Source organism: Sporosarcina sp. So3-204 (genome assembly GCF_058068165.1).
Genome location: NZ_CM176485.1, coordinates 2,411,258 through 2,433,829 on the forward strand (window position 1 = coordinate 2,411,258; position 22,572 = coordinate 2,433,829).

Genomic DNA, 22,572 nt, shown 5'->3' on the forward strand with positions numbered 1-22,572 from the left:
TTATCACTCCTTTTCTTATTTAGCAACTACATCAAAGTAGAATTTCTCTGCGGATTGAACGTCTTGGACACCGATGCCAATTAAAAAACCGTCACCCTTTTCGGTAACAGATATATTGATGTCTTCTGATGAATCGAAATTCTTGATAGCTTTACCATCTTGTAACTCGTTCATGTAGATAGTTACAAGCGTTCTAACGATTTGTTCACCGTCAGCTTCAGCAGGGATATCCTTACCTTTATTTTTCAATTCTTTAATTGTGCGTTTTAACTCTCGCGACACGTCATTATTGATAGCATCAATGATTCGAATGAATTTGTTATGCTGAAACTTCTCATTTTTATCTTCAGTAAGCGAAGTCAATGAGTTAATATCAGCTTCAACTGACACTTCTTTGTCGCGCGGATCATATGTCAGCATAAATTCACCTTTGCCGAGTCGTTCAATAATCTCATCATTGTCAAACTCTGGGAATACGCCAACTGCTTCATCATAATCAACGAATGTAAGTGATTGAGCAACAGATGCAGCAGACTGAGCACCAGTAACCCATGCTACTGTTTCGGCAGCTGTTAATTGTCGTCCTGGTAAAGTCGCACCATTCGTTACGTTGATAATGCCTTCAAAGTCCCCAGGATGATTCGCAACAACCCCTGTAACCTTGACTCCTTGCTCGTCCCGAATACGCTTAATAAATCCAACAAATGTTGTCTTAAGCATTTCCGCTTCATCTTCACCCTCAACAATTGGTAGACCGATAGAATCGAAGAATTCGAGTTCTGCCGCTTCTAGGTAGTCCAGGTAATCTAAGTTTGTTGGGTCTGAATTTGTTCCGCCGATTAAACTTAATCCTGCAGTATCAGTAAGTGCGCCCGTACCTGTGAAATCCACCCAATCATTACTTTCTAAACCGCCTAAATTTGTAGCTAAAACTGTTTGGCGTGAAACAGGCCGATTGTTAAGGTGTGTGATGACATCCTTTTTGAGTGGATCTACCACGTTTTCAGAAATCTTGATTAAAATGTTATTTCCACGTTCGCCACCGTATTTAGCAGTCGCACTTACACCTATTGAAATTACAATAGTCGCCTTTACTCCTTCGTTCACGCGGTACAATTTAACGACTTTCGCACGTTTTCTAGCTTCATTAAGTAATAATAGTGATGGGTCATCTGCTTCTAACCCCAACTTTTTCTTAATATCGCTATCCTTTGTGATTTCAATAAACTGTTTAGATGGTCCCCAATCCAAAACGAATGGTAAAGCCGCCGTACCACGTTCACCAGCTAATAAGCGCTTTTTCGCCGCTGATGTAAATCGGAAATAGATACCAGCGCGTTCTTTTTCTTGTCCTAATGTAAAAGTTCCGCCATTCATTTTTTAACCCCCTTTTTATTTCTAACCTTTTTACACAAAAATGCATCAATCATGCTCTTGGCTTCTGTCTTGTTGATTTGGTTACTTTTATAACTTTTAAATACACCATCTAACACTTCCGGCTTAACACCAAACAGTTCTCGGCTATGTTCTCTTAATTGATGGATATAAAAAAGAGATTCCTTTTCAACAGGAACCTCTTTCTTGACCTTATTTTCATTTGTCATTTTTTCACCCCATTATCAAACTGAATATTTTCTAATGCAATATAATCATCGCGGTCATAGTGGTAGCGACTATCCCAACTCACCACAATCGATGCAACACCATCAGTAATGCGTTCTTCAATTCTTCTAAGTCTAATATGACCTTTTGTTGGACCGCCATCCTCATTAACCATCGGCACAAGCATCTTTTTCCGCCTTATAGTATCGGCAATACGTTCAGCCTCTGCAAAGGCAAGCTGAGGGCTTGTGTGAAACAACTTAATCGACAGACTGTAAGTTTTCATAAACGTCATATTCGTGTCGTTTCCATCGAAAGAGAATGGTGTAGGGAAATACATTGAAGGTACCACAAAATTTTCAGGCTCCTCTTTTGTATACACCTTTACAGGAAATATTCTATAGAAATAAGACATGATTGAACCAACTTCTAGATTCAATGGACCACCTCCTAGAAAGTTTTGTCAATCCATTCTTGTAAGCGACGATCTAAGCTTTTCTCGAACATCTTTTCAAACATAGCGAATGCGTTATCCCAATAATGAGACCCTTCAACCCATTTCTGCTTTAGCATCATGCCGGTTTCTGCACCTGGAGTGTATTCGAAACGGGTACCTTTCCAGACGCCTGGAACCCATCTAGTTGCAACACCTTGCTTATTCGTCCAATGGCCGTCATTTACGTACCAGGCATACTCAACGTTTGTGCCTACGAGTAAAGACAGATTACCTTCGTGCATTTCCCAAACATGATCACTACTTTTAGTGGCTAAATTCGACGACGCTGTTCCTTTACCGAACGAATTTAAGAGCCTTCTAGTCTCGACTGTCCCGGTCCTAATGATTTCATCTTGTATTAAATCAAGGAACTCAAAGCCCATCGCTTCAAGCCACAAAGTATATTCAGCTTGCAAATCACCATTAGCCGCATCATCTAACGCTTTGGCAAATGCTTCTAGACCATCTATTTCAAACTTCATAGATTTTCACTCCTCGAAACTGTAACTTCTTGATGATGATTCTTTATCTTTCTAGGCATTTGCGTTTTGTAAGTAACTCCATCCCAAACAACTTTACTGTTGATTCTTACATCGACTTTCGGCAAGAAGTGAACAAGAAACGATTCTGTAATGACATTGGCTGGTGCAGTCTGAAATACAGATTGATTCTTTTCTGTGAAATAGCTCCGTACACTAGCAACATCCGGCTCATCATCATAATAAAATTCTGTTCCAGCGGGAACTCCAAATGCTCCGATAACTTCACGACTTTTAAGGTGATAGATATCACATCTATGAGTTAGTAATTTCTTGTAACTCATAGCGCTCTAATCCTTAAAAATAGATTACCACCGCTCGGTACTTCCTTTTCAATGTAATCAGCAAGTAGTCCAGAAACGTCTGGAATCGACATGATAGAGCCATCTGACAAGGTGTATGAGTAATCACCCATCTTTTCAGACTTGTAACCCTTAACAATAGACTCGTCACTGTTAACGAGCGCAAAATACTGCGCTACCTTCAACAATGCGAGCCTTAATTTTTCTGACAAAGGAATGAAATCACTAAGTGACTTCTTCAGCTTTCCTTTGATATACGTTTCGGCTTCCAGAATGTCCATTTCGAGTAATGTATCAGATCGTTCGATGACATCTTCAAAAACCGAATAACCCTTTAATTCTTGCGGAGTAATAGACACGATTAATCACTCCTTTTCTTTTTTAGTAACTTTCGGAGGTCTCTTGAGTTCGAATTGAACATTTCCTGCCAAATAATCGTATACCTCTTTAGGGACTTCCGTTTCTTGACCTCGCTTAAATACGTGACCCATCACATCATACGTTTCGCCTTTAATTAGAACTGCGATATACATGAAATCACTCCTTCACTTTGATTACTTTAGAAACCGCATCTTCTTCTTCGAATTTACCATCAAGTTTAGTAGTTAAAACAATGATGAATTTACGTGCACGAATATCTTTGTCTACTTCAATTCGAATGTTACGGCTAATACCTAAAATTATATTTTTCGGGTGTGTAAGAAGGATATCTGATACATCTGTACTTAATTCATCATAAGGTTGTAGTGTCGCAACGCTTCGAATAGGAACACCAAATGCAGAAGCAAGACGACCTTCAAGTGATGCATCACCAAGCATTGTTTGACGGTCAGCATTTAAGTCTTTCCATTCAACCTCTAAGCCTGGCGAAGTGTAGAATCTGAAATCTTGTGGACTACGAAGATATTTGGACGGAACAGCTTTGTAAGCCTTCTTGAATACGTCACGGGCAAATGCTCCACTAGCGTGATCTACAACGTGGGATACAGCTTGCTTACGTAATCCATCCATCAATGCAAGGTAGGTATCTAGTGACGATGTATCACCATTTAACAGTAATTCCTCCATATCAAGAGCCGCACGTTCAGCTATCATAGACATGATAGTATTTTGTAATCCGCCTTTTTCTATGTTGTTCTCAAGCGTGTCATAAGTAATATGAACTTCTGCAATAACTTCTTTAGCATTAAGCGTTACTGTGCTTGTCGACGGAACTGCGCGATCACCATCAGCTAAAACTTTACCTTCTTCACCTGGTCGCAAAATACGTTGACCAAACCCGATTTTCTCGAATTTTTGTGAGTCTGAAGTCATCTGCTCTACGCGAGCATTTTTCAAAATCGTAGGTGCATCTTGAACCATGCGAATAAACTGATCAGCTTGTCCTGAATTCATTAAACCGCCACTTGCTAATGTCGCAAGTGACATTTCTGCTTTTTCAATAATTTGTTGATTTTTCATTTTATTGCCCCCTTTTATAGTAAACCCGCCCAAATGTTATCTGATTTTGTCACGTCTTCTTGATTGCCGTCTGAATCGCCTTGTTTAGATATACCGCGAGACTTTTCAACAGTTTCAAGTCGCTCGTTGATTGGTCCTAACTTTTCATCCAGAACCTCACCAAATTGCTTCATGAGTGTTTCTTCAGGTGTTGGTTCATCATCTGAACCACTGTCTTCTTCCTTTTCAAATCCTTCAAGCTTTTTAGTGATTGGTGCTAGTTTTTCATCTAACATTATTTCAATATCTTCTTTTTTCATTTCGCTCTCATCTCCTTCTGGTGGCGTTCCCACCGCTTTTGCTATGTCTTCTTCAATAAGAACTTCCTGGGCGATATCAACAAAGTCCTGAAGCGCTTCTCTTATTTTAGTCGAGTCAGTTTCCACAGTACTGTTGTAGTTACTATCCCAATTCATAATCACGCTGTTCAACGCATCTTGTGCCGCCCAAAACTCCCGACGCCTACGGTCCTTATTATATTTATCAGCGACCACACCTTTTTCAACGTCCGTTTTTCCGCCGAAAAAGTTCTTAAGCAAATTAAAAAGCCCCTTTTCCTCATCGTTTTCCGATTCGGCAGTTGGCTCTTCGCTTTTTTTCTCAATTGTTTCGGCTGTTCCAGCTAATGAATATCCGGTGTAATCGCCTTTTCGGATTGCTTCCCAAATTTCATCAGATGCCTTTGTTACAAGTACCCATGAACCTTTTGTTATGACTTCTTCACCAATCGTTATATCTGCAGGAGCAATGTATGATTCAACTACTTCGCCAACGCCAGCTTCAAAATCGTGTTGGGTGTCGATATTGCGTGCATCTTTCAAAAACCCGTGTGCCGCCTTCTCTATTTCAGTAGCTGTCATGAAATCTTTATGAGAGTCTTCTACATCAGGTTCATACACAACGCCATATACAAGTTTCTGTTCAGCATCTTCTTTATTGACGAATACCTTCACTTCTTTTTGAAATGTTGGCTCATTAGCAGATTTTGTTAGGAAGAAACGTTTTTGGTTTGCGCCTTTGTCAACGTATGAAACGTGAGTAATTTGTGCGTTAATAAGTTCTCTTGTCATTAATTATTCACCCCCTTTCAGATGAGTCTTTGTATAACTCACAACCGTTGACGCCACAAGAGCAACCAAGGATGTCTGTAGCTTTATGACTCATTAGTCTCCCAGTATTTCTTGCCACTTCTTTTTCGAAAACGGGCTTATGGATGTCGATTCCCACATTTCCCAGAGCCAAGTTACCAATCAAACCTGTAGAATTAGCTATCGAATTCATTATCACGGGCACACTAAAGAATGGTTTTTTAGGTTGCCTGTCAATTGAATTAATCAGCTTTGCAATTTCTTCCGGTGTACCTTCAAACGATTCATATGATTCTCCGATTGAACGTGTGTAGTCCATATTTCTCTACCTCCTATGCATTTAATTCATCAAGAACTTCCTGCCGAATAGCTTCTTTTTCCTCTTTTGATAAACCAATGATTTTCTCATCAACAACTGGTCCCATTGCACAACCGCAATTCACCCTATTTGACGCTGAAAAAGACGGGTCACGAGGATACAAACCCTCTTCACCATCAATTTCAAAGTATTCATCCACACCGATTTCTACGCCATCCATTGCAACATGTGATAAACGTGGTTTAATCTTTGCAAATCCACTATGTTTCCACTTCTTGCCGACAACAGCGGGGGATTGAGAAAACGATTCAAAGTTCGCCCTAGATGAAGCGGTAAGTACTTCAGTTCTTGCAACCGCCCTTGCACGCTTTCTATCAAACTCAGGCATACCTTTCAATCTCAATTCCACCTGAGCAATTGATTCACCAGCTTTAATCGCCGCAATCAATTCTCTCTCAATCGCCGCATGCGTACTAAGCTTCATTATTTCCGCCAATTCCTCTGACCACGATTTAATCCAGTCGGTAGTACGCTTGGAAAGTACATTAAACGCAACATCTTTATCAATTGACTCCATGATGATTTTCGACAAGCTTTCAGTCGTGTTCTTTAGGAACGCTGCCGCTTCTACTCCGAACAATATTGCAAATTCATCGGCTGCGAACAAATCATTTTGAAAGTAGTTCAACATTGCTTCCAGTGTCTCAGAATCATCTTTTGTAATGAACGCTTTAAGTTCATCAAGAAACAGTTTACGTTGCCGTCTAAGCAGTTTCGCGGTCATTTTTTCGAACTCTTCAACCAATACCGGAATTTCTTCAAGTTCTGGTGCATCAGGAAGCGAATCAATTAAACTTTCTTCATCCTCTTCGGCTTTTTGAATGAAAAGACTAATATTTCGAAGTAATCTATCGGTCTTGTTCATGGCTATGCTCCAATACATCACGTAAATCTTTCAGTATGTCGATTAAATCACCTTGTTCACCGTTCGATTTCTGGATATTCAACAAACTATCAAGCGGATTAGTAGGTTGCGCACCGACAAGCATCTGAATGGGAACGTTGTATTCATCACTAAATGGTTCAATTCTTTTCCCTAACACTTGGCCCAACAAATCCCTTAAGTCGTTAGGAGCAACTGCCCCCGCTTGAATAAACGGTGTAAGAACCTTGGCAATCTCAACAGGATCATGAAAATCAGCACCTTTAACGGACAACTTCACATATTTGAATTTTAACGGCTCCAAAAACATAGCGTTCAGCGTTCTTGCAAGCGTCTTTCTCTCCGGTTGAAATACCTGTTCCTCAGTTACTTTACGAGCAGTATCAGCTGATGCACGGGAAAAATCTTGTGCTTCGCCAGTATAAAGTGGCGGTAACCGAAACGATGAGCGTATTTTCTTCCTGGTATTTTCATCATATTCAAGGAATAAAGCATCTTGCTGTAAAACCTCGGCCAATGATTTAATTTCAACCTTTACCGGCGTGACCTTTTCGTCACCATTTATCATCTTTTCTTCAACAGTTCCCATAGCTTCAAGCAGCAGAAACTTATGGGCGTTGTCAGTACCTTGCAAGTCATTCATATATCCTTGCAACGCTTCGTATGATGCATCATCAAGCTTTCCATTGCTCACTGTGATAGCTGCGGGAATATGCCGTCCATTCTTGAAATACATAAGGTTTAGTTCTTCAGCTTTTCTAGCACCATACAAACTGATTAAATTACCAATCCATCGAGGCTTTCCGTATGTTTCTGAACCGATTTTAAAATGAAATATTTCAGTAGCTCGTAAATTATCCGGTGTACTATCGTCAAACTTTCCAGTAGCAAGATTCATAATGCGCGGATCCCCATATTCTTTGAAGAAAACTTTCTTTTCATCAATGAGCTGCACATACTTTCTGAATCGTTTCCACCGTTTAACTTTCTTTTCAACGCCGCCTTCATAAATTGTATACTCAACCTCTTCTGGAACGGTTTTCTTACATATCCTCATGTACTGCGAATCAACGTATTCAATTCCTACAGGATTACCTTTACCGTCTCTCAAGATTTCCAAGTACCCGTTCCCCGTCTTTTCTTTATCGTCAATGACATAACCAAGAACAACTTCAGGAGATTCATCCAAGTTAAGATAGCGAATGAATTCATCAAGTAATGTGTATTCATTTTCAGCTTTTTCTTTCACTGCATCCTTAATTTCTTCTGAATTGATATCCAGTTTGTGTTCCGCTTCAACACCAAAACCAACAATGTTCGTTTTGTAAGCATCTACGCATTGTTGTAAGATGGAGGAGTATTCACCGATTAGCATTAATTCTTTTAGATTGTATGGTGGTTCGATGATATCACCGTAAGCATTAGCGAAATCATCTTTATAAATTTGTTTAGTTTCTGTCGAAACAGATGCTTTGATTACCCTTGCTCTTACTGTTTGTCCTGACATTTACTATCTCCTCCTCCCTTTTGCTCTTTGCGTTTTCGAGCGTCTTTGCTGCGCTTCCTCTTTTAAGTCAGCGACTTCGTAGCCATCCAAGCCGTACCAAATGGCTTCAAATGTGTGGGGGTCAATATTGAATTCGTCAAGAATATTGTTTCCAAGCTTGTTCTGCTTGTATGTTAGTTTTTTCATTTCCCTAATAGTATTCGGACAAGCGTCTGAACAGATTATCTTTTTGAATCGCTTCATTTTTTTCGTGTTTGCCAATCGTGAACCAGGAAATTTATGAGCACCATACATCTTGAACTCTTGTTGTCTAAAATATTGAATTGTTTTTGGTTCAGCGGAATCAGCTATGATCCTTTCTCCGCTATCTTTAAATTCTTTCAAATCCTCAACCGTTGCATCATCTGTTTTACCATTTTTGTAATACTCCCAATAGATATAGAGGTAATGCTTTTCTAGGTCTACGACCATTCGCAATACAGCATTAAACGAATCCACGAAACCAAAGTCCATGCCTACACGCTCCATCGGCTTGTTGATTGCGCGTATAGCATTCATTACTGATTCATGTTCCATTTCTTCGAATTGTGGCAATACCTTAGTTCCGCTAACGCCAAATTGACCCTTTCGCGCTACACGGTAAAGGTCTGGGTCATAGTTTTTCATATCTTCTAGTTGGTCAATGTAACTTTGCGGTAAAAAGTAATTGTCTTCTGCTGTTGAATGGTGGTAATAAGTATTCCCGACCACTAACTCACGCTTTTCATAAAGTTCAGCATCATCTAAGGTAAACGTTTTGTTCTCTTCATCTTTAAAGAAGTGTGTGTACGTCCAGTTGTCTTGTGCCACCGGATTAGTTGAAACTATCATATGGAGATCCAATGAAGGATGCCGCATACGTCCAATTAATTCTTTAAACCCAGCATACTTAACTTCGCTGCCTTCTTCTGCCCAAATCAATGAAACGTTGTTTACTGATTTCAGCTTTTCAGGCTTGTCCATTCCTTTAAAAATTATCTTGCTACCATTCGGGAATCTTATCTGCATAGGAGAAGTCACTGCCCTAATACGTCCGGTTAAATCCATGTCTGCAATGATCTCTTCGAATAACGAGAATGTTGAATCTCGATGAGTGTCATAGACTTCACGAACGACAAGAGCAGTACGTTTTTCTTCAAGTAGTTTAATGATAATTTTTAATGCGACGTGGTAGGATTTTCCGCTACCGTATCCACCAACAAGGAATTGAAAGTATTGATCCCAATTAAAAAGAAAATCATCAAAGTGTGGACTGACCTCTTTATCAATCATTGGCCGACACCCTTTTTTCTTTACGTCGAATCATTATTTCAATTGGTTTGTCATCATTGTTTGTGTCTACTTTTTGTTGTGCGAGTTTTAACTTCTCTTCTTCAATACGACGCTTGAAGTGATCTGGAACCATATCAAAATGTTTAGTTAAGAAATCCATAGCTTTCATTCGGTCTGCAAGTTTGACCACTACACCATCACGTCCTAACTTCACTTCCGAAATGATTCCACCATCAACTTCAGCTGATTCTTTAAAGTCTACGAAACCTTGCTTGTATGTGATTGGATTGAAGTTGTCATCAAGCATCACTTCGCCTGTTTCATGGTGTCTTTCTGATTTCTCAACGCTACCAAACTCTACGAAGTCCGTTATGTCTGCAAAGGCTATCTGAATGTATTTATTTATTACGTCCATTGCGTCAATGAAGATGCCTTGTTGCATTTCGCCTTTAAGTCTTCTGATTTCCCCAGAAACATTAGCATTTCTTAGCAACCTACTTCCTTCGACGTGGGCGCTATTTCGAGCATACCCCGCTTTTATTGCCGACATAGTAGCGTTAAAACTCTTAATGTAGTAAATACAAAAAAGCCTCTGCTTATCGGTTAAATCATCCGACTCTACAAAGACCTCTTTAGGGGTTGCAACCTTTTTAACAGATGCATCCTTTTTCACTTTAGTTGCATCTTTCTTGGATGGACCTCTTACCCAAGCTCCACGACTTCTTCGACTCTTCAACGTACCTTCTTTCACATCATGCTTTTCAGCCAATGCTTTAAAAGTTATTTTCGTTGTTTCCCATTCTTCTCTAATTTCTTCCCAGTTCGGCACATCACATCACCACTCACTCCTTTATTTTTAGGCATAGAAAAAGCACCCTAAAAGGATGCTAAGATTGATCTAGGTGCTTATAGATATTTAATATAATTTCTTGTAATTTTGAATGAGAATGAAAACTATCCGCTTCGCTATCGAACGTAAAGGATTCTTTGTTTTTAAAACTAATGGTTAGATTCGTAGATACTCTATTTTTGTGTTTTATTTTAATGTCCGCTATCTCTTCGAAAGATTTATTAATAATTTCAACGAATCCATTTTCTAAGAACTTAATAATACGCATTTTTTTATCTTCTAATAGAAATACTTCAACATCATTTACATTAAGATCTTTCACTAAAAACCTTTTTGGATAAAAAAACAAAATATTTTCTTCTACTATGATATCTTTTAGTGAGTATATCTGATCTTCAATATTCGAGCTACCGAATCCTAAGTTATTTAGTTTAGCTATGAACCTACTATAATTAATATCATTCATTTTCTCACCCCTTTATGACAATATTCGCCAAGAAAGGTGTAAGTCCTCTATTTATTACTCGTATGTATGGGGCTTGCAGGAGTAGTTCTGTCGTTCGAACGCACCCCTCCTTTAATGGTTCCCCTCATATACATAGACTTCGTACGTCTTTCGTACGTCATGAAACATTTTCCTCGACTCTTTCCCTCACTTTTTGCCGTGCTCTTTCGATGTACTGCTGCACGGTCCGCTTCTTCAATCCAATTTCGTCAGCAATCTTCCCCATACTCATTCCTTGTCCTTCGTGGAGAACATAACACTGCCTTTCACGATGAGACATAGTTGCAAAAATATCAGCCAAGATTAGCCGCTCTTCTTTACTGATAAATAAATGCTTGTGGTCCTTTTCCAGCTGCTCCGCTATATCAGGTATGGTATCTATGCTTTCGATGAATTGACGTTGATAAATCGCTCTCTTTTCAGCACCCCTGAATGTTCCTGGTTGCCGTCCTGTTGCCATCCAATCCATAGAGAAAGACATACTTTCAATCATGCTATTTATTTGCTTTAAATCTTCTTTTTGCGAAGGATTATCCCTATCTAATCGATCAGCACGTTTCGTTAACTCCAATTGCCCCACCGTATACTCCTGAATCAATTTATCCGCCCAATTCAACATGAAAACCCCTCCTCATATTTTAGAAACAAAAAAAGGACAACAAATGAAAACAGCGCAATGCCGTTATCAATCGTTGTCCCGAAGTTCTTTCGTAGACTTATTTAATTGCTAAACATTTTATTAATACTGTTGATTACACGAATATTACTTTTGATTCTTTCTCCGGTCTAACATTCAGGAAATCAATAAGATTTGGTTCCCACTTTCCTTCTAATCACATACTGGTCCCTGTTCTCGTTCCTGACTTCTATGACTTTTCAACTGCCGTTCACACCTTAAACTAGAACAATGCATCTGCTTGATTACTTAGCCCATATATAAACCCATACACAGGAAATTTTCAAAATTTTTTTAATTACTCTCCACAGTTGTCCAATCTCTTTTCATTTATTTGTCATAAGTTATTAAAGTAAGCCAAGCTTAACAAAACCAGAAAGGAGGTCACCGAAATGAGTAATAAATCAAAAAAATGCGATAATAACTGTGATGGTTGCATTTGTAATCAATTAAGACGATTACAAACGCAGACTGAAGTGGATGTTTTCTTAAAAGGCGGACAGATTTTAGAAGATGTTGTTTTTATTAACTTTAATCGGAAGACTTGCTGTGCATTCTTTAATGATCCAACAACAGAACCCGGTTCAACAATTATTATCGACTGCCAAGAAATTCAAGCTATTCGAATAGAAGCAGACTGAGTTATAAGGTGACTGAGAGGTGGACTACTGATTGAGTTTTAGTCAGTGGTCTTTTTCCGTAACTCCCCTTCAAAACTTGTGCATATCTTAGCTGCTGCCAAATATACGGATCCGATGTGAAAGACTCTTCTCTAGGAGAGCCAACATAACCCGTACTGACCGAAAATCTAACTATTTCCATTATTATTTCCTCTCCTCTTGATATGCATTATGTGTCAACTGCTCACCTCTTCGTATAACTCACTTCATAGTGGGTAGGCTTGTCATCTTGCCACGTAATGATTTGCTTCCCGAATCCTACCCCCGGCTTGTCCACCTTCTTTAATTCGCCATCAATCACTCTATATACTGCATTCTCTTTTAGATCAACTATCGCTGTTTGTTTAACCACAGGACCCCTCCTCATGTTTTGTGCTACAATATCCTTGTCGAGGACGGGAGGAATCCTGTCTATAGCCCTCACGTTTAGTGGGGGCTATTCATTTGCAAAAGGAAGCAATTTCTTTCTGCCTACTATTGCCGCCATTTCCGCTTCATCTATCTCTTTATGGTTTCCGAAATAATGATTCTTACCTTGATGTTTTACATAAGCTCTCCATATATTTCGATGATTGCACCAATACACACCCCTAACTCCCGATTTGCTATTTCTTTGAAGCCTTGTGTTTTGGTTGTTTTGAGCCTGCGTTACAACCCTCAAATTATTTCTTTTATTGTTCAGAGTGTTCCTGTCAATATGGTCTATAACTATACCCTTTGGAGAATCCATCAAAAACCTGTGTAACCCAGTCAATGTAGGGCTACCATCTGCTTTCTTAGTGTTTCCCATTACATAATATGTTCCAGCTCTTTTGTGATAGTTGGCATACCAATTACCCAGGAAGCTTTTCGCCTTGTCTAAATCCGCTGTGTCGATATAAGTACTCAACACATGACCGTTACGACGCTTCATGAATATAATCGTTGTTTCTCCTATAATTTCGTAATCGTTCTTCATATCTTTCACCCCCTAAAACAACCCATGCCTACGTTGCTCAATATTTCCTAACTCCGCCTGCTCAATGATGAGCAACCCGATTTCCAAAATAGGACGCTTCAACTTCTTAGCAATCGTCTCGATATTCTCCTGGTCACGCCACATCATTCCAAACACCAAAGTTTCACGTTCGGTGAATTCCCAATTAATTTCCACGCTATCTAGCAATATTCGCTTTTCTTCTTTAAGCTGGATCATCAGGATTCCTCCGCCATTTCAATAAGGTCTTCCAGTGCTTCCTTGGCTGTTTTCTCGCTATAGATTTCAACAGCTTTCAGTGCGCCGTTCAAAGCTTCACGCAATCTAACATTTTCATAATGCAATTCTGCTCGCTGATTTTCTTTTTCGATTATTTCGCCACCGCACCTAACGAGATGTCCGTCCATTACATCAATAATCCGATTCTTTTCTTTTATTTGGTCTTGCAATCGTTCGCTTTCATTTTCGTGTCTAACTATGTCCATATTCAGCGATTCGTTCGCCTTGATTACATCTGACTCATAGTAGTTTTTGCGTTCCTTCACTATTTGTTCTTCGAGTTCGTCAAATGATTCTTCCAAATCCACTACTTGTTCAGCTTGTTCGATAAGCCATTTAAAATCTCTATTTGTCATTAAATTGATTTTTGCTTGTTCTTTTAAATAAGCCAAACGCTCCGCATTCGTTTTAGTCATTTTTTCCACTCCTAATCACATTTTCCGCGAATCTTAACTGTTGATGAATATACGGATCGTCCGGTTTACCACCACCCGTCATCCAATCACCTTTACGGATTCTTATATCTTCCAAAAAAAATGTTGGAAGTTGGCTTGACAGATTGTTTATTTGATCTAATGCTGTAAATTCTTTAATTTTCATTTGATACTCCTTTTTCTTGTTGCGCTTCATAATCGTCCTGCGAACCAATCTTTTATTTTCATGTATAGATTCTAATAAACCGTAAAAACTAACCGTAATATATGGAGGTGTATTTTTAACATGTCGATAATAGGTTGGGGCAGAATTTTACAAATCACTAAAACGTTATCCAAATATGAAGAATCAGGTTATCTTGAAGGGTTCTGCAAAATGCACGGATTGGATTATCATTTTTATAAGCGATACCTTGATACCAACTTAGAAATTATCTCTGGCCGGTCAGAATTAATTGAAGCAGTAAAAACAGACAAGGAACTTGCGAAAAAATTAACTGAAGTTTTTGAACTTACGTGACTATGAAAGATACCTGCAGATCTTTGATCTTGTAGGTATCTTGTTATATTACCGATTTAATTACTATGAATTAATTTTATTAAAGTAATATAAATGTCAACCTAAGTATGTACACTTTCGCTTGTTTAAAGATGTACAGAAATCACTCCTCTTCCTTTTTGAGGTGATCCTTTATTCTGTAGGATGGTCCCACGATACTAACGACTGTTGCGTGATGAAGAACACGATCTAGTATGGCATTAGCCAATTTGGTGTCCTGGAAAACCTCATCCCATGCTTTAAAATTTATATTCGTCGTTAAAATCGTACTTCTTTTTTCATACCGCATATCAATGAGCTGGAAGAACATCTTCGCATCCTCAGCTTCGATTGGTAGGTAACCAATCTCGTCAATAATCAATAGTCTATATTTCGTATAATGCTTTAAACGGACTTCTAAGCGATTCTCTATCTTTGCACGCTTCAAGTTCTGAATTAAGTCATGACACTTTATAAAGTAGGTACTAGTACGTTTCTTTGCGGCCGCAATACCTATGGATGTTGCCAAGTGAGTTTTTCCAACCCCACTAGGGCCTAAAAACACAATATTCTCTTGTGCCTCGAGGAAGCGTAATGAAGTGAAATCTTGAATTTGCTGCTTATTAATACTTGGTTGAAATTCAAAATCAAATTCTGCGACCTCTTTTCGGTGAGGAAACGCACCTACCTTAACCATTGCGTGAATCATATTTTGTTCTTTCACATCAATCTCGTAATTTGTAAGTTTGACTAAAGTATCGATAAATGACAATTCATTTTTAATGCTGAAGTCGACGACTTCTCCTAAATGGTGTGTCATTTGTTTCATTTTTAAGTACTCCAAGTTTTGGATTAGTTGCTGATAACTATTATTCATTTCTATACACCTCACCAATTGCTTCCAGGTTTTGTTTAGCTAATTTATCGATATCCGGATAATACGGAATTGCTTTGGCGAGTGTATCTTTGTAATGTATTTCTTTATAATTTAGTTTTGCTGTAGTTATCTTATGCTGCACAATTAAATCCATGGTATAGTAGATATATAAATGATCATCATATACTTGTAACCCGACCGTCTTTCCCTGATACTTGGCTGGAACTGAGTACTGGTTTGACTTGTAGGAAATCATGTTTGAGGCATTGACTTTTACAAGTGTATGTTTGATTTTGTAAGAATCTTTTACTTTGTCCTGTGGTAGGGGGAGTAAGAGGTTCTTTTCTTGTTTGTGCGCAAAAAGTGGAATCTTATTCGTTCCCTGATTGACACTTTGATTAATGCGTGTACATAGCTTTTGCACGAATTCGTGCAATTCTTCATAATTGAACTTCCCCTGGTAAGCATGAATCTCATCTAACAGTTTCATGGGCGCTTCTACTTTTCCTTTTGTTCTAGGTCTCCCAGCAACACAAGGTTGGACTTTAAAACCAAAATCCTGTGCAAATTGAGTAAACTTGTTATTTACAACACCTTTGAAATAGTCTGTTCTAGCATCGTCCATTACAGTTTTCATATTGTCTGTCACAATCACTTTCGGTACGCCTCCAAAAACTTCAAATGCTTCTGTCATAAATGATAATAAGACAGCCTGTGATTTTGAAATACTTAAATGAAACGCTCTAAATCTTGAATAAGAAAGTAGTAACACTGCTACGTTAACATATATGATTTCACCATCTTTCATTTCATAACGGATGCTCTCTTTCCAGTCTAGCTGTGCTTGTTCACCAGGCTTCGTCTCGTAACGAATACCGGATGATGCACTTGATGTTGTACGTTTACCATCATCGAAGTACGCCTTGAATTCTGGCTTTCGATTAATATAAGCACCAAAATTAGATTGTGAACATTGTAGATTATGGTTATCTTTTAAGTACTGCCATAAAACTCTTTTGTAATAAAAAACTTGTTTGGATTCTGTGGATAACAACTCCGCGATATCTTCATAATTTTTATCGATTTTAGATTCTTTCTTTCTCGTTTGCTTGGGTGTAAAACCATTTAAATACTTATCAATCGTGCGACGATCTGCACCTAATTCTCTAGCTAACTGGCTTTTGTTTATTTTCATTTTTAAGTTCTCCATTAGTGTTTTTAGTTTGGATAAATCACAAAGACTCTTTATCTCTATTTCTGTTTGAATATCTAACTGTAGATACATTCCAATCACCTCATAATAATTATGAGGATTACAATTAAGTTTGTACATATTTATTCAAGCATTTGTGTACATATCTAAACTATCATTTATAAGTAATTTTCCGTAACATTTTCACGAAAGACTTTTCGAAGCCCTTCCAATGTGCCGAAATAAACAACTTCATTTGGTCCGTAAATGCGTCTTGTCGCATAACCCTTATTGCACATATTTTCCCATTCAGCATTTTCTTCAGGACATTGATAATAATTTCTATATGGCTTTCTGGAATAATCTAATCCAAATGCGTGTTTCAATTTACCAAGTTGATAATCTGTTAACTCCCCCATACGGTCACTCCTCGTGTCGCTATGTGTATCAAGGCAATTCTATTTTTACTACAATGACTTTTTCCCAACTTAATTTTCCAACATGTGTTTTCGCTCTTTTCCCAACCACTTTGCTTTCCTCATCGTTCAGATGTTTATGATTGGGATACTCTTCATCAAAGATAAAATCCCCCTGTTTCTCGATCAATTCTTCTTCATCGTAAGAACGGAAGTATATCCTTTCATCTTCGTGATAGACTTCATCAATTTCCGCTTTACCCCAGCTACCCATCCAATAAGCAAAGTCTTCGCCACCTAGTTCCCCACCAACCATCGGCACAATTTTCAAGCTCGGATTTTGTTGAATCAATTTAATTAACTCACTGATACGTTCTTTTTGAATTTCAATTTCTTTCATTTTCATCTCCCTCTCTATGTAGCATAATGTGTCAAAGTCGCACTACCCCAACTCTTCCAATCTTTTTTCCATTTCTTTGAAGATCAAGCTCAGTTGAATTAATTTAGCCACATCCAAATTACCCGTTTGCTTCGTCCACTCCCATTGACTCAAACACTTTTCCAAGAACTTTTTTTCTGTTTCACCGCCTGTGAAATCTAAGAATTTAATGGGTTTTTCTCCTTTGCATTTCGCCAAATCAGTCACTTACTCAACCGCCCATACGCATACCCAAAAAGCATAATCATTACCCCGACAACGATAACCGCCAAGCCTTCTGGAAATGTGATAATCGTCATTCTCTCACCCATTCCTTATCTTTTAACCGGATGATAATTAATTCCATCCCCGTTTTCCGTTCAAACAATTTCTGTCTTAACGGAAAATCGCGTGTAACAGGTCCACCTTTTATATCAATCACTTCTTTAAACCCATCAATATAAGTAACTTCGAAGTCTGCCGTATACTTCGCACCCGGCTTCACACGCCTGCATTTGCCGTGACATAAAGTGCAATTGATAGGATTACCCGTTTTAGGGCTAGGACGCTTGCCTGTCCCACTACAACGTTTACATTCAACTTCGTAACTTTCGATAATCTGAAAGACTGGTTGAACCCCGATATCTTTCACCGCTGGATCACGTTTCAACTTTTCGTAATAAGCCGCTTCGGTCAGAGAATCAAAGACTATCCCGTCAATTTCCACGCTTTTTGAAATGAATTTACGTGTTTGCTTTTGCTGTTTTGGCGTACGTTTATTCTTACGCGCACCCCTTAAACTTTGTGGATTTCTCATTTAGCCACCTTCAATTGGTACTCTAATTCCTCGTCAAACGTAATCTGTAATTTCGCGAATTCCGCATCCGCTGCATCCTGTTTCTTTTTGCAAATTGGACCCATGCCAACTTCGATGCTTTTCAATGTTTTAAGTGGCTTGCTGCACCTTTTGCATTTCGTCATGCCGCTTGTCCTCCTCGAGTAAATGATCGCTAAGTAACTTACCCAGACATTCTTTGCAAAAGTTCCTTCCCCAATGACGCGCCAATCCTTTATTACATTCGACGCAAATCTTTTCTGATTTCATCTCAACTTGCCCCCTTTGTCGAAACTGGAATGCCATGTTTATTACGTTGAAAGTTATTTGATGGTCTAATTCGCTGTTTCCGTTTTGGTTTATGAGGAACCCTCATCCGCCATCCGTCCAGCTGATAAGCCGCAATTTCTTCTCTGTTTAAATGCCCGTGAATGAAAATGTAGTCTTTCCCAACTCTACGAAACATTGTCGTAATCATTTAAAGGTCCGATTCTTTCACGAATACACCGTCTACCATTTCGCCTTTACGCCCTGCAATCTCGTTGTATGCATACATCAAGCAGTCTTGAAGCTCTAATCCATTTTGTTGCGCTAAAATTATTAAAGTAACGACAACATCACCAATTCCGTCGATTAACGCAAGCTTGTCACCACGCGCTAATGCCGCTGCAACTTCTCCAACTTCTTCACTAACTTTTAAAAATTGTTTACTAGATTCCGCTTTGTCTAAACCTTTATCGATTGACCAATCTTCAACCCGCTTAACCAGATTTTCTAAACTCATAACCCCGCCAACTCCTTCTCATTTTCCAATTCATCCAACTGCTGGATCAACAGCATTCTTTCATGCCTTCTTCTTTCGCGTCGTTCCGTTTTCGTTTCGGTGACTTTCTTTACTTTCACCGCGTTTTCAACATCCCAGTTTAAATCTGCTACACGATCTTTCACATCTTCTTTTGACAGGCCATTAATTTCAGCAGTTTCCAGTTGTTCTTTTGTTATATAATCTTCACGAGCTTCGACTGTTTTTCTGTGGTAATTTACAAGCATTTCAAGATCACCAATTGCCATTTCCTGTGGTTTGCTAACTTTGACTTGTAAAACTTCTAGCTGGTCAATAAGTATCCTGCGCTTTTTCATCAGCCTGTTTCTTGTCGTTTTATTTTCAAGTTTGAACCTGTAAGTACTTATTCCACTTGTCATAGTGACCCCTCACTTTCAAAGTTTCATAGACTCAGAACGGTAGATCATCATCCGACACTTCAATTGGTTCACCATTACTAAACGGGTCATCATGCCCGTATGCGGGTTGTGGTGTCGTTTGCTGTCGATTCTGTGCGTTCTGTTGTTGATTTGACGTATTGGCTTGTCCCGACTGTTGACTGGTGTTAGATAGATTGCTAGGTGCGTTATTCGAGTTACTGTTTCTTGGTTCCAGAAATTGCACCGAATCCGCAACAACTTCTGTCATGAAAACCATTTTCCCGTCTTTGCCTTCAAAATTTGATGTCTGTATACGTCCTTCTATTCCGGCAAGACTACCTTTTTTAAGATAGTTGGCTGTATTTTCAGCTTGTTTACGCCATGTAACACAATTGACAAAGTCGGCTTCACGTTTTCCTTCTTGATTTGAAAAGGGTCTATTTACTGCAAGCGTGAAGCGACAAACAGCGATTCCTGACTGCAAAATCTTTAATTCTGGATCTTTCGTTAAGCGTCCAACTAGTACGACTGTGTTAATCATGCAGAACGACCTTTCCTAGCAGCCCAATACCTTTCAGCCGCTTGTATTTTCAATTCCAATACATCCATTTCACGCTTTAATTCTGCTGACGTCGGATGAACTGTTGCTTGCACCAACCAAAATCCTTTTCCAGGAATCCATTCAGGCATCAGATTCACCAACTTTCTTGGCGTATAGTTCGCAAATCGATTCACACCAGAAATCCGATCCAACAACACCTTCAACCTGGGCATACCCAGCTCGCGATTCAATAAATATCCCAACCACTTTAGAATTTTTGTTAATCAGTACGTCCCCCGTTTCAATGTCCGCCCATTTCTGACGTTCCGATTCTTTGCTTTCGAGAACTAAATTTGGCGCTGGATCCAATAAGTTGCGTACAGATAGCAGTTGTTCATCAATCTTGTAAATCTCGATTGATACTCTGCCTAATCCGACTCTTAACGCAATCAACGATTCTGTTTCGTTCATGAACGTTGATGATTCAGGGTGAAGATTAAAAAAATTCTTCGCTTCTTCTAAAAAATCTAAGTCTTCTTGGTAGATGTTTGCCGTCATTCCGACACCTCCAGCGCGCTTCTCAACCGGTTATTTTCATTTCTTAACATTACGTATTGCATGTTGCCCACTTGCCTACCATCTGGCGCATGGCTTTCTAACAGTTCCGCTTGTGATATTAACCACTCAACATCCGAAACCGATAAACCGCGATCGGCACGATTAACCTCTATTCCAAATCTGTATCTTTCTTTGAGTTCTTTTAGAATCATTTCGATTCCTCCTAGTAAAATATTTTTTCACTATCAACTTCCGGCTTTCTGTAATCTTTATCCGGTGTATAAAGTTTGATTGATTCAGAGTTTTGACTCATTCGTGATTCGGCTCTAGCACCGATAACACCAGCTAGTGATTTCTCGTCAAAGTTTGTCGTGAAGACGGTCGACTTTCCTTCGCGCATGTCAATCAACCGTACCCATTCGGAACTAGACCATGAAACTTCATCTTTTTTGCTAGTTTCAACACCTACATCATCAATAACCACTACTTCAAAGTTTGCGAATTGCTTGTCGAAACGATCTCTTGCGTGGTCATTACCAAACATTGATTTAATAGTTTTGAACAATTCATTCGAACCAATGAATGCAACGCTCTTGTTTTCGTGCTTTAGCGTTCTAGCGATTGCTTTAGCTAAATGCGTTTTACCTGTACCTGTTGTACCTGAGAGTCTTAGATTACGAGTTTCACCTGATAGTAATAATTTCGTGTAATCAATGGATTTAGTTTTTGCGACAGTCGTTTCAGATGTTGGTGTTTCAAAGTTTTTGAATCCTGCATCGTCCAACTCACTAATCAAGTACCAATCTTTGTCGACAACTTTTTGATGTTTTGATTGAATTGATTTCCCTACTCGGCCAGCGAATGCAGATTTTTGACACTCATTACAAATTGATAAAACTTTTTCTTGCAGCCAATCTCCGCTTTGCTTATAAATCCAAGCATCAAGTGTTACTTCTTTGCAGCTAGGACATTCAATCTTGTCCATCCGAACCTCCGAAACTGTTCCTATCATTTCTGGACGAGCCTTAAAAAATAGGTCTTCAACACGCCGCACACCTAAACGCATGAATATGTCTTGAACTGCTTTTTGAGTTGCTTGCAAGTTAATCCCTCCTAGTAAGGTAAATCACTCGTATCAATCACGACGTCTTTGTATTTCTCCGCTTCTCTTCTTTGTCGTTCAAGCGTTTCTGGTGATGCCTCGAACAACGATTGCACATTTGATTTTCTTGGTAGTGCATCCGCTTTCTGAACATCTTCAATACTTTTCACATTATGGTTTTTCCAATTTTTTAAAATTCCTTGCATGTAGCGAATATAATTACTAGGTTTCACTTCAACAGATTTTTTCAAGGCACATAAAACCAATTCATTATTATTTTCATCAGCCAGGAAACCTAATTCTTGACTAACATGTGGTGAAATCAAACCAACGTTTTGTTCGTAAAAAGAAATGATTTCACCGAAGGATTTATCAACAACAACAGGTGACGGTCTGTTGTCTTTAATACTTTCTTTAATACTTTCTTTAAAGATGTCTTTCTTGGGGGTATTTTTAGACCCCTGGGGTTGTGTTCTTTTAGACCCCTGGGGTTGTGTCTTATTTGACCCCTCCGGTTGTGTTCTTTTAGGGGGGTGAGGTTCTTCTTGACCCCTCCCGTCACTTTCGACCCCCCAATTCTTATACTTTTTATTGAAAGAAAGAACTCTGGATTCGTTAAAAGTTGCTTCTTTCAAAACTAAAATCACGTTAGTATCGATTAGCTTTTTTAACACTTTTCTAACTCTTGAATTATCTATTCCGATTGCTTCGGCAATAAAATTTGTCGATAAAGCGTGACCCTTTCGATTGAATCCGTATGTGTATCTCCAAACAATCATTAAGATTCTGAATTCGGTTCCGTTGAATTTGAACCTTGATATTTGTTCAAGTAATTCATTGGCGATTCTTGTGTAGCCGTTCTCCGTTTGTACGTCTGACACTTCT

The 22,572-nt window shown here is 38.8% G+C and carries 40 protein-coding genes; 2 read left to right on the plus strand and 38 right to left on the minus strand.

Features of this window, described 5'->3' with window-relative positions:
* Window positions 1-15: 15 nt before the first annotated feature.
* From AC3RV6_RS11760 to AC3RV6_RS11835, 16 genes are all read right to left on the minus strand, one after another.
* A complete protein-coding gene (locus AC3RV6_RS11760) occupies window positions 16-1,377 on the minus strand; it encodes a phage tail sheath family protein (RefSeq protein ID WP_489746230.1) in 1,362 nt (453 codons plus the stop codon).
* Window positions 1,374-1,604 (minus strand): YqzN/YkzM domain-containing protein, encoded by a 231-nt coding sequence (locus AC3RV6_RS11765; protein ID WP_489746231.1) that lies wholly within the window; start codon window positions 1,602-1,604, stop codon window positions 1,374-1,376. The genes AC3RV6_RS11760 and AC3RV6_RS11765 overlap by 4 nt, the downstream gene beginning before the upstream one ends.
* The gene (locus AC3RV6_RS11770; RefSeq protein WP_489746232.1) at window positions 1,601-2,041 is read right to left on the minus strand and encodes a phage portal protein; all 441 of its coding nucleotides are present in this window, start codon (window positions 2,039-2,041) and stop codon (window positions 1,601-1,603) included. Before AC3RV6_RS11770 ends, AC3RV6_RS11765 begins: the two co-directional genes overlap by 4 nt.
* Before the next feature lie 11 nt (window positions 2,042-2,052).
* Entirely contained in the window at window positions 2,053-2,580 is a 528-nt protein-coding gene (locus AC3RV6_RS11775; RefSeq protein ID WP_489746233.1) for an HK97 gp10 family phage protein, read from the minus strand.
* Window positions 2,577-2,921 (minus strand): DUF3599 family protein, encoded by a 345-nt coding sequence (locus tag AC3RV6_RS11780; RefSeq protein WP_489746234.1) that lies wholly within the window; start codon window positions 2,919-2,921, stop codon window positions 2,577-2,579. Before AC3RV6_RS11780 ends, AC3RV6_RS11775 begins: the two co-directional genes overlap by 4 nt.
* Window positions 2,918-3,301, minus strand: a complete 384-nt coding sequence (yqbG, locus tag AC3RV6_RS11785) for a protein YqbG (protein ID WP_489749242.1) — start codon at window positions 3,299-3,301, stop codon at window positions 2,918-2,920. The genes AC3RV6_RS11780 and yqbG overlap by 4 nt, the downstream gene beginning before the upstream one ends.
* A 3-nt stretch (window positions 3,302-3,304) precedes the next feature.
* Complete coding sequence (locus AC3RV6_RS11790) at window positions 3,305-3,472, minus strand: YqbF domain-containing protein (RefSeq protein WP_489746235.1); 168 nt, start codon at window positions 3,470-3,472, stop codon at window positions 3,305-3,307.
* Window positions 3,473-3,476: 4 nt separating this feature from the next.
* Window positions 3,477-4,400: a phage major capsid protein gene (locus AC3RV6_RS11795; RefSeq protein ID WP_489746236.1), complete on the minus strand. Its 924-nt coding sequence runs from the start codon at window positions 4,398-4,400 to the stop codon at window positions 3,477-3,479.
* 14 nt (window positions 4,401-4,414) lie between these two features.
* Window positions 4,415-5,509, minus strand: a complete 1,095-nt coding sequence (locus tag AC3RV6_RS11800; protein WP_489746237.1) for an XkdF-like putative serine protease domain-containing protein — start codon at window positions 5,507-5,509, stop codon at window positions 4,415-4,417.
* A 7-nt stretch (window positions 5,510-5,516) separates the two neighbouring features.
* The gene (locus AC3RV6_RS11805; protein ID WP_489746238.1) at window positions 5,517-5,846 is read right to left on the minus strand and encodes a hypothetical protein; all 330 of its coding nucleotides are present in this window, start codon (window positions 5,844-5,846) and stop codon (window positions 5,517-5,519) included.
* Between the two features lie 13 nt (window positions 5,847-5,859).
* Window positions 5,860-6,771, minus strand: coding sequence for a phage minor head protein (locus AC3RV6_RS11810; protein WP_489746239.1), 912 nt, complete (start codon window positions 6,769-6,771; stop codon window positions 5,860-5,862).
* Window positions 6,755-8,296 (minus strand): phage portal protein, encoded by a 1,542-nt coding sequence (locus AC3RV6_RS11815; RefSeq protein WP_489746240.1) that lies wholly within the window; start codon window positions 8,294-8,296, stop codon window positions 6,755-6,757. The genes AC3RV6_RS11810 and AC3RV6_RS11815 overlap by 17 nt, the downstream gene beginning before the upstream one ends.
* A 3-nt stretch (window positions 8,297-8,299) precedes the next feature.
* Entirely contained in the window at window positions 8,300-9,607 is a 1,308-nt protein-coding gene (locus tag AC3RV6_RS11820) for a PBSX family phage terminase large subunit (protein WP_489746241.1), read from the minus strand.
* A complete protein-coding gene (locus tag AC3RV6_RS11825) occupies window positions 9,600-10,436 on the minus strand; it encodes a terminase small subunit (protein ID WP_489746242.1) in 837 nt (278 codons plus the stop codon). Before AC3RV6_RS11825 ends, AC3RV6_RS11820 begins: the two co-directional genes overlap by 8 nt.
* Window positions 10,437-10,494: 58 nt before the next feature.
* On the minus strand, window positions 10,495-10,923 hold the full coding sequence (locus tag AC3RV6_RS11830; RefSeq protein WP_489746243.1) for a hypothetical protein: 429 nt from the start codon (window positions 10,921-10,923) through the stop codon (window positions 10,495-10,497).
* Window positions 10,924-11,080: 157 nt separating this feature from the next.
* Window positions 11,081-11,581 (minus strand): sigma factor-like helix-turn-helix DNA-binding protein, encoded by a 501-nt coding sequence (locus tag AC3RV6_RS11835; RefSeq protein WP_489746244.1) that lies wholly within the window; start codon window positions 11,579-11,581, stop codon window positions 11,081-11,083.
* A 449-nt stretch (window positions 11,582-12,030) separates the two neighbouring features.
* Between AC3RV6_RS11835 and AC3RV6_RS11840 the strand changes: the two genes are divergently transcribed.
* Entirely contained in the window at window positions 12,031-12,279 is a 249-nt protein-coding gene (locus tag AC3RV6_RS11840; protein WP_489746245.1) for a hydrolase, read from the plus strand.
* Between the two features lies 1 nt (window position 12,280).
* Here the strand turns inward: AC3RV6_RS11840 and AC3RV6_RS11845 are convergent, their stop codons facing one another.
* From AC3RV6_RS11845 to AC3RV6_RS11870, 6 genes are all read right to left on the minus strand, one after another.
* On the minus strand, window positions 12,281-12,460 hold the full coding sequence (locus AC3RV6_RS11845) for a hypothetical protein (RefSeq protein WP_489746246.1): 180 nt from the start codon (window positions 12,458-12,460) through the stop codon (window positions 12,281-12,283).
* A 42-nt stretch (window positions 12,461-12,502) separates the two neighbouring features.
* Complete coding sequence (locus AC3RV6_RS11850) at window positions 12,503-12,670, minus strand: DUF3954 domain-containing protein (RefSeq protein WP_489746247.1); 168 nt, start codon at window positions 12,668-12,670, stop codon at window positions 12,503-12,505.
* An 84-nt stretch (window positions 12,671-12,754) separates the two neighbouring features.
* The gene (locus tag AC3RV6_RS11855) at window positions 12,755-13,276 is read right to left on the minus strand and encodes an HNH endonuclease (RefSeq protein ID WP_489746248.1); all 522 of its coding nucleotides are present in this window, start codon (window positions 13,274-13,276) and stop codon (window positions 12,755-12,757) included.
* A 12-nt stretch (window positions 13,277-13,288) separates the two neighbouring features.
* Window positions 13,289-13,513: a hypothetical protein gene (locus AC3RV6_RS11860; protein ID WP_489746249.1), complete on the minus strand. Its 225-nt coding sequence runs from the start codon at window positions 13,511-13,513 to the stop codon at window positions 13,289-13,291.
* The gene (locus AC3RV6_RS11865; protein WP_489746250.1) at window positions 13,513-13,989 is read right to left on the minus strand and encodes a hypothetical protein; all 477 of its coding nucleotides are present in this window, start codon (window positions 13,987-13,989) and stop codon (window positions 13,513-13,515) included. The genes AC3RV6_RS11860 and AC3RV6_RS11865 overlap by 1 nt, the downstream gene beginning before the upstream one ends.
* Entirely contained in the window at window positions 13,982-14,173 is a 192-nt protein-coding gene (locus AC3RV6_RS11870; RefSeq protein WP_489746251.1) for a DUF6877 family protein, read from the minus strand. Before AC3RV6_RS11870 ends, AC3RV6_RS11865 begins: the two co-directional genes overlap by 8 nt.
* Before the next feature lie 120 nt (window positions 14,174-14,293).
* Here AC3RV6_RS11870 and AC3RV6_RS11875 point away from each other — a divergent pair, with 120 nt between their 5' ends.
* Window positions 14,294-14,527: a hypothetical protein gene (locus AC3RV6_RS11875; protein WP_489746252.1), complete on the plus strand. Its 234-nt coding sequence runs from the start codon at window positions 14,294-14,296 to the stop codon at window positions 14,525-14,527.
* Window positions 14,528-14,669: 142 nt separating this feature from the next.
* On the opposite strand, the gene istB is transcribed toward AC3RV6_RS11875, so the two are convergent.
* From istB to AC3RV6_RS11955, 16 genes are all read right to left on the minus strand, one after another.
* Window positions 14,670-15,422, minus strand: a complete 753-nt coding sequence (gene istB, locus AC3RV6_RS11880; RefSeq protein WP_489746253.1) for an IS21-like element helper ATPase IstB — start codon at window positions 15,420-15,422, stop codon at window positions 14,670-14,672.
* Window positions 15,415-16,707 carry an IS21 family transposase gene (istA, locus tag AC3RV6_RS11885; RefSeq protein WP_489746254.1) on the minus strand — a complete coding sequence of 431 codons (1,293 nt, stop codon included), beginning with the start codon at window positions 16,705-16,707 and terminating at the stop codon, window positions 15,415-15,417. The genes istB and istA overlap by 8 nt, the downstream gene beginning before the upstream one ends.
* An 86-nt stretch (window positions 16,708-16,793) precedes the next feature.
* Window positions 16,794-17,033, minus strand: a complete 240-nt coding sequence (locus AC3RV6_RS11890) for a hypothetical protein (RefSeq protein WP_489746255.1) — start codon at window positions 17,031-17,033, stop codon at window positions 16,794-16,796.
* A gap of 28 nt (window positions 17,034-17,061) precedes the next feature.
* Window positions 17,062-17,430, minus strand: a complete 369-nt coding sequence (locus tag AC3RV6_RS11895; protein WP_489746256.1) for a hypothetical protein — start codon at window positions 17,428-17,430, stop codon at window positions 17,062-17,064.
* A gap of 42 nt (window positions 17,431-17,472) precedes the next feature.
* Entirely contained in the window at window positions 17,473-17,676 is a 204-nt protein-coding gene (locus AC3RV6_RS11900; RefSeq protein ID WP_489746257.1) for a hypothetical protein, read from the minus strand.
* A gap of 88 nt (window positions 17,677-17,764) precedes the next feature.
* A complete protein-coding gene (locus tag AC3RV6_RS11905; RefSeq protein ID WP_489746258.1) occupies window positions 17,765-18,265 on the minus strand; it encodes a DUF1064 domain-containing protein in 501 nt (166 codons plus the stop codon).
* Entirely contained in the window at window positions 18,262-18,429 is a 168-nt protein-coding gene (locus AC3RV6_RS11910) for a DUF6011 domain-containing protein (RefSeq protein ID WP_489746259.1), read from the minus strand. Before AC3RV6_RS11910 ends, AC3RV6_RS11905 begins: the two co-directional genes overlap by 4 nt.
* A gap of 125 nt (window positions 18,430-18,554) precedes the next feature.
* A complete protein-coding gene (locus tag AC3RV6_RS11915; RefSeq protein ID WP_489746260.1) occupies window positions 18,555-18,761 on the minus strand; it encodes a hypothetical protein in 207 nt (68 codons plus the stop codon).
* A complete protein-coding gene (locus AC3RV6_RS11920; RefSeq protein WP_489746261.1) occupies window positions 18,762-19,067 on the minus strand; it encodes a MazG-like family protein in 306 nt (101 codons plus the stop codon).
* Entirely contained in the window at window positions 19,064-19,486 is a 423-nt protein-coding gene (locus AC3RV6_RS11925) for a hypothetical protein (protein ID WP_489746262.1), read from the minus strand. The genes AC3RV6_RS11920 and AC3RV6_RS11925 overlap by 4 nt, the downstream gene beginning before the upstream one ends.
* 31 nt (window positions 19,487-19,517) lie before the next feature.
* Window positions 19,518-20,027, minus strand: coding sequence for a single-stranded DNA-binding protein (ssb, locus tag AC3RV6_RS11930; RefSeq protein WP_489746263.1), 510 nt, complete (start codon window positions 20,025-20,027; stop codon window positions 19,518-19,520).
* Complete coding sequence (locus AC3RV6_RS11935; RefSeq protein ID WP_489746264.1) at window positions 20,024-20,176, minus strand: hypothetical protein; 153 nt, start codon at window positions 20,174-20,176, stop codon at window positions 20,024-20,026. The genes ssb and AC3RV6_RS11935 overlap by 4 nt, the downstream gene beginning before the upstream one ends.
* Window positions 20,169-20,585: a hypothetical protein gene (locus AC3RV6_RS11940; RefSeq protein ID WP_489746265.1), complete on the minus strand. Its 417-nt coding sequence runs from the start codon at window positions 20,583-20,585 to the stop codon at window positions 20,169-20,171. Before AC3RV6_RS11940 ends, AC3RV6_RS11935 begins: the two co-directional genes overlap by 8 nt.
* Window positions 20,582-20,797, minus strand: a complete 216-nt coding sequence (locus AC3RV6_RS11945; protein ID WP_489746266.1) for a hypothetical protein — start codon at window positions 20,795-20,797, stop codon at window positions 20,582-20,584. The genes AC3RV6_RS11940 and AC3RV6_RS11945 overlap by 4 nt, the downstream gene beginning before the upstream one ends.
* 11 nt (window positions 20,798-20,808) lie before the next feature.
* Window positions 20,809-21,687, minus strand: a complete 879-nt coding sequence (locus tag AC3RV6_RS11950) for an ATP-binding protein (RefSeq protein WP_489746267.1) — start codon at window positions 21,685-21,687, stop codon at window positions 20,809-20,811.
* Window positions 21,688-21,698: 11 nt separating this feature from the next.
* Window positions 21,699-22,568 carry a replication protein gene (locus tag AC3RV6_RS11955; RefSeq protein WP_489746268.1) on the minus strand — a complete coding sequence of 290 codons (870 nt, stop codon included), beginning with the start codon at window positions 22,566-22,568 and terminating at the stop codon, window positions 21,699-21,701.
* Window positions 22,569-22,572: the final 4 nt, after the last annotated feature.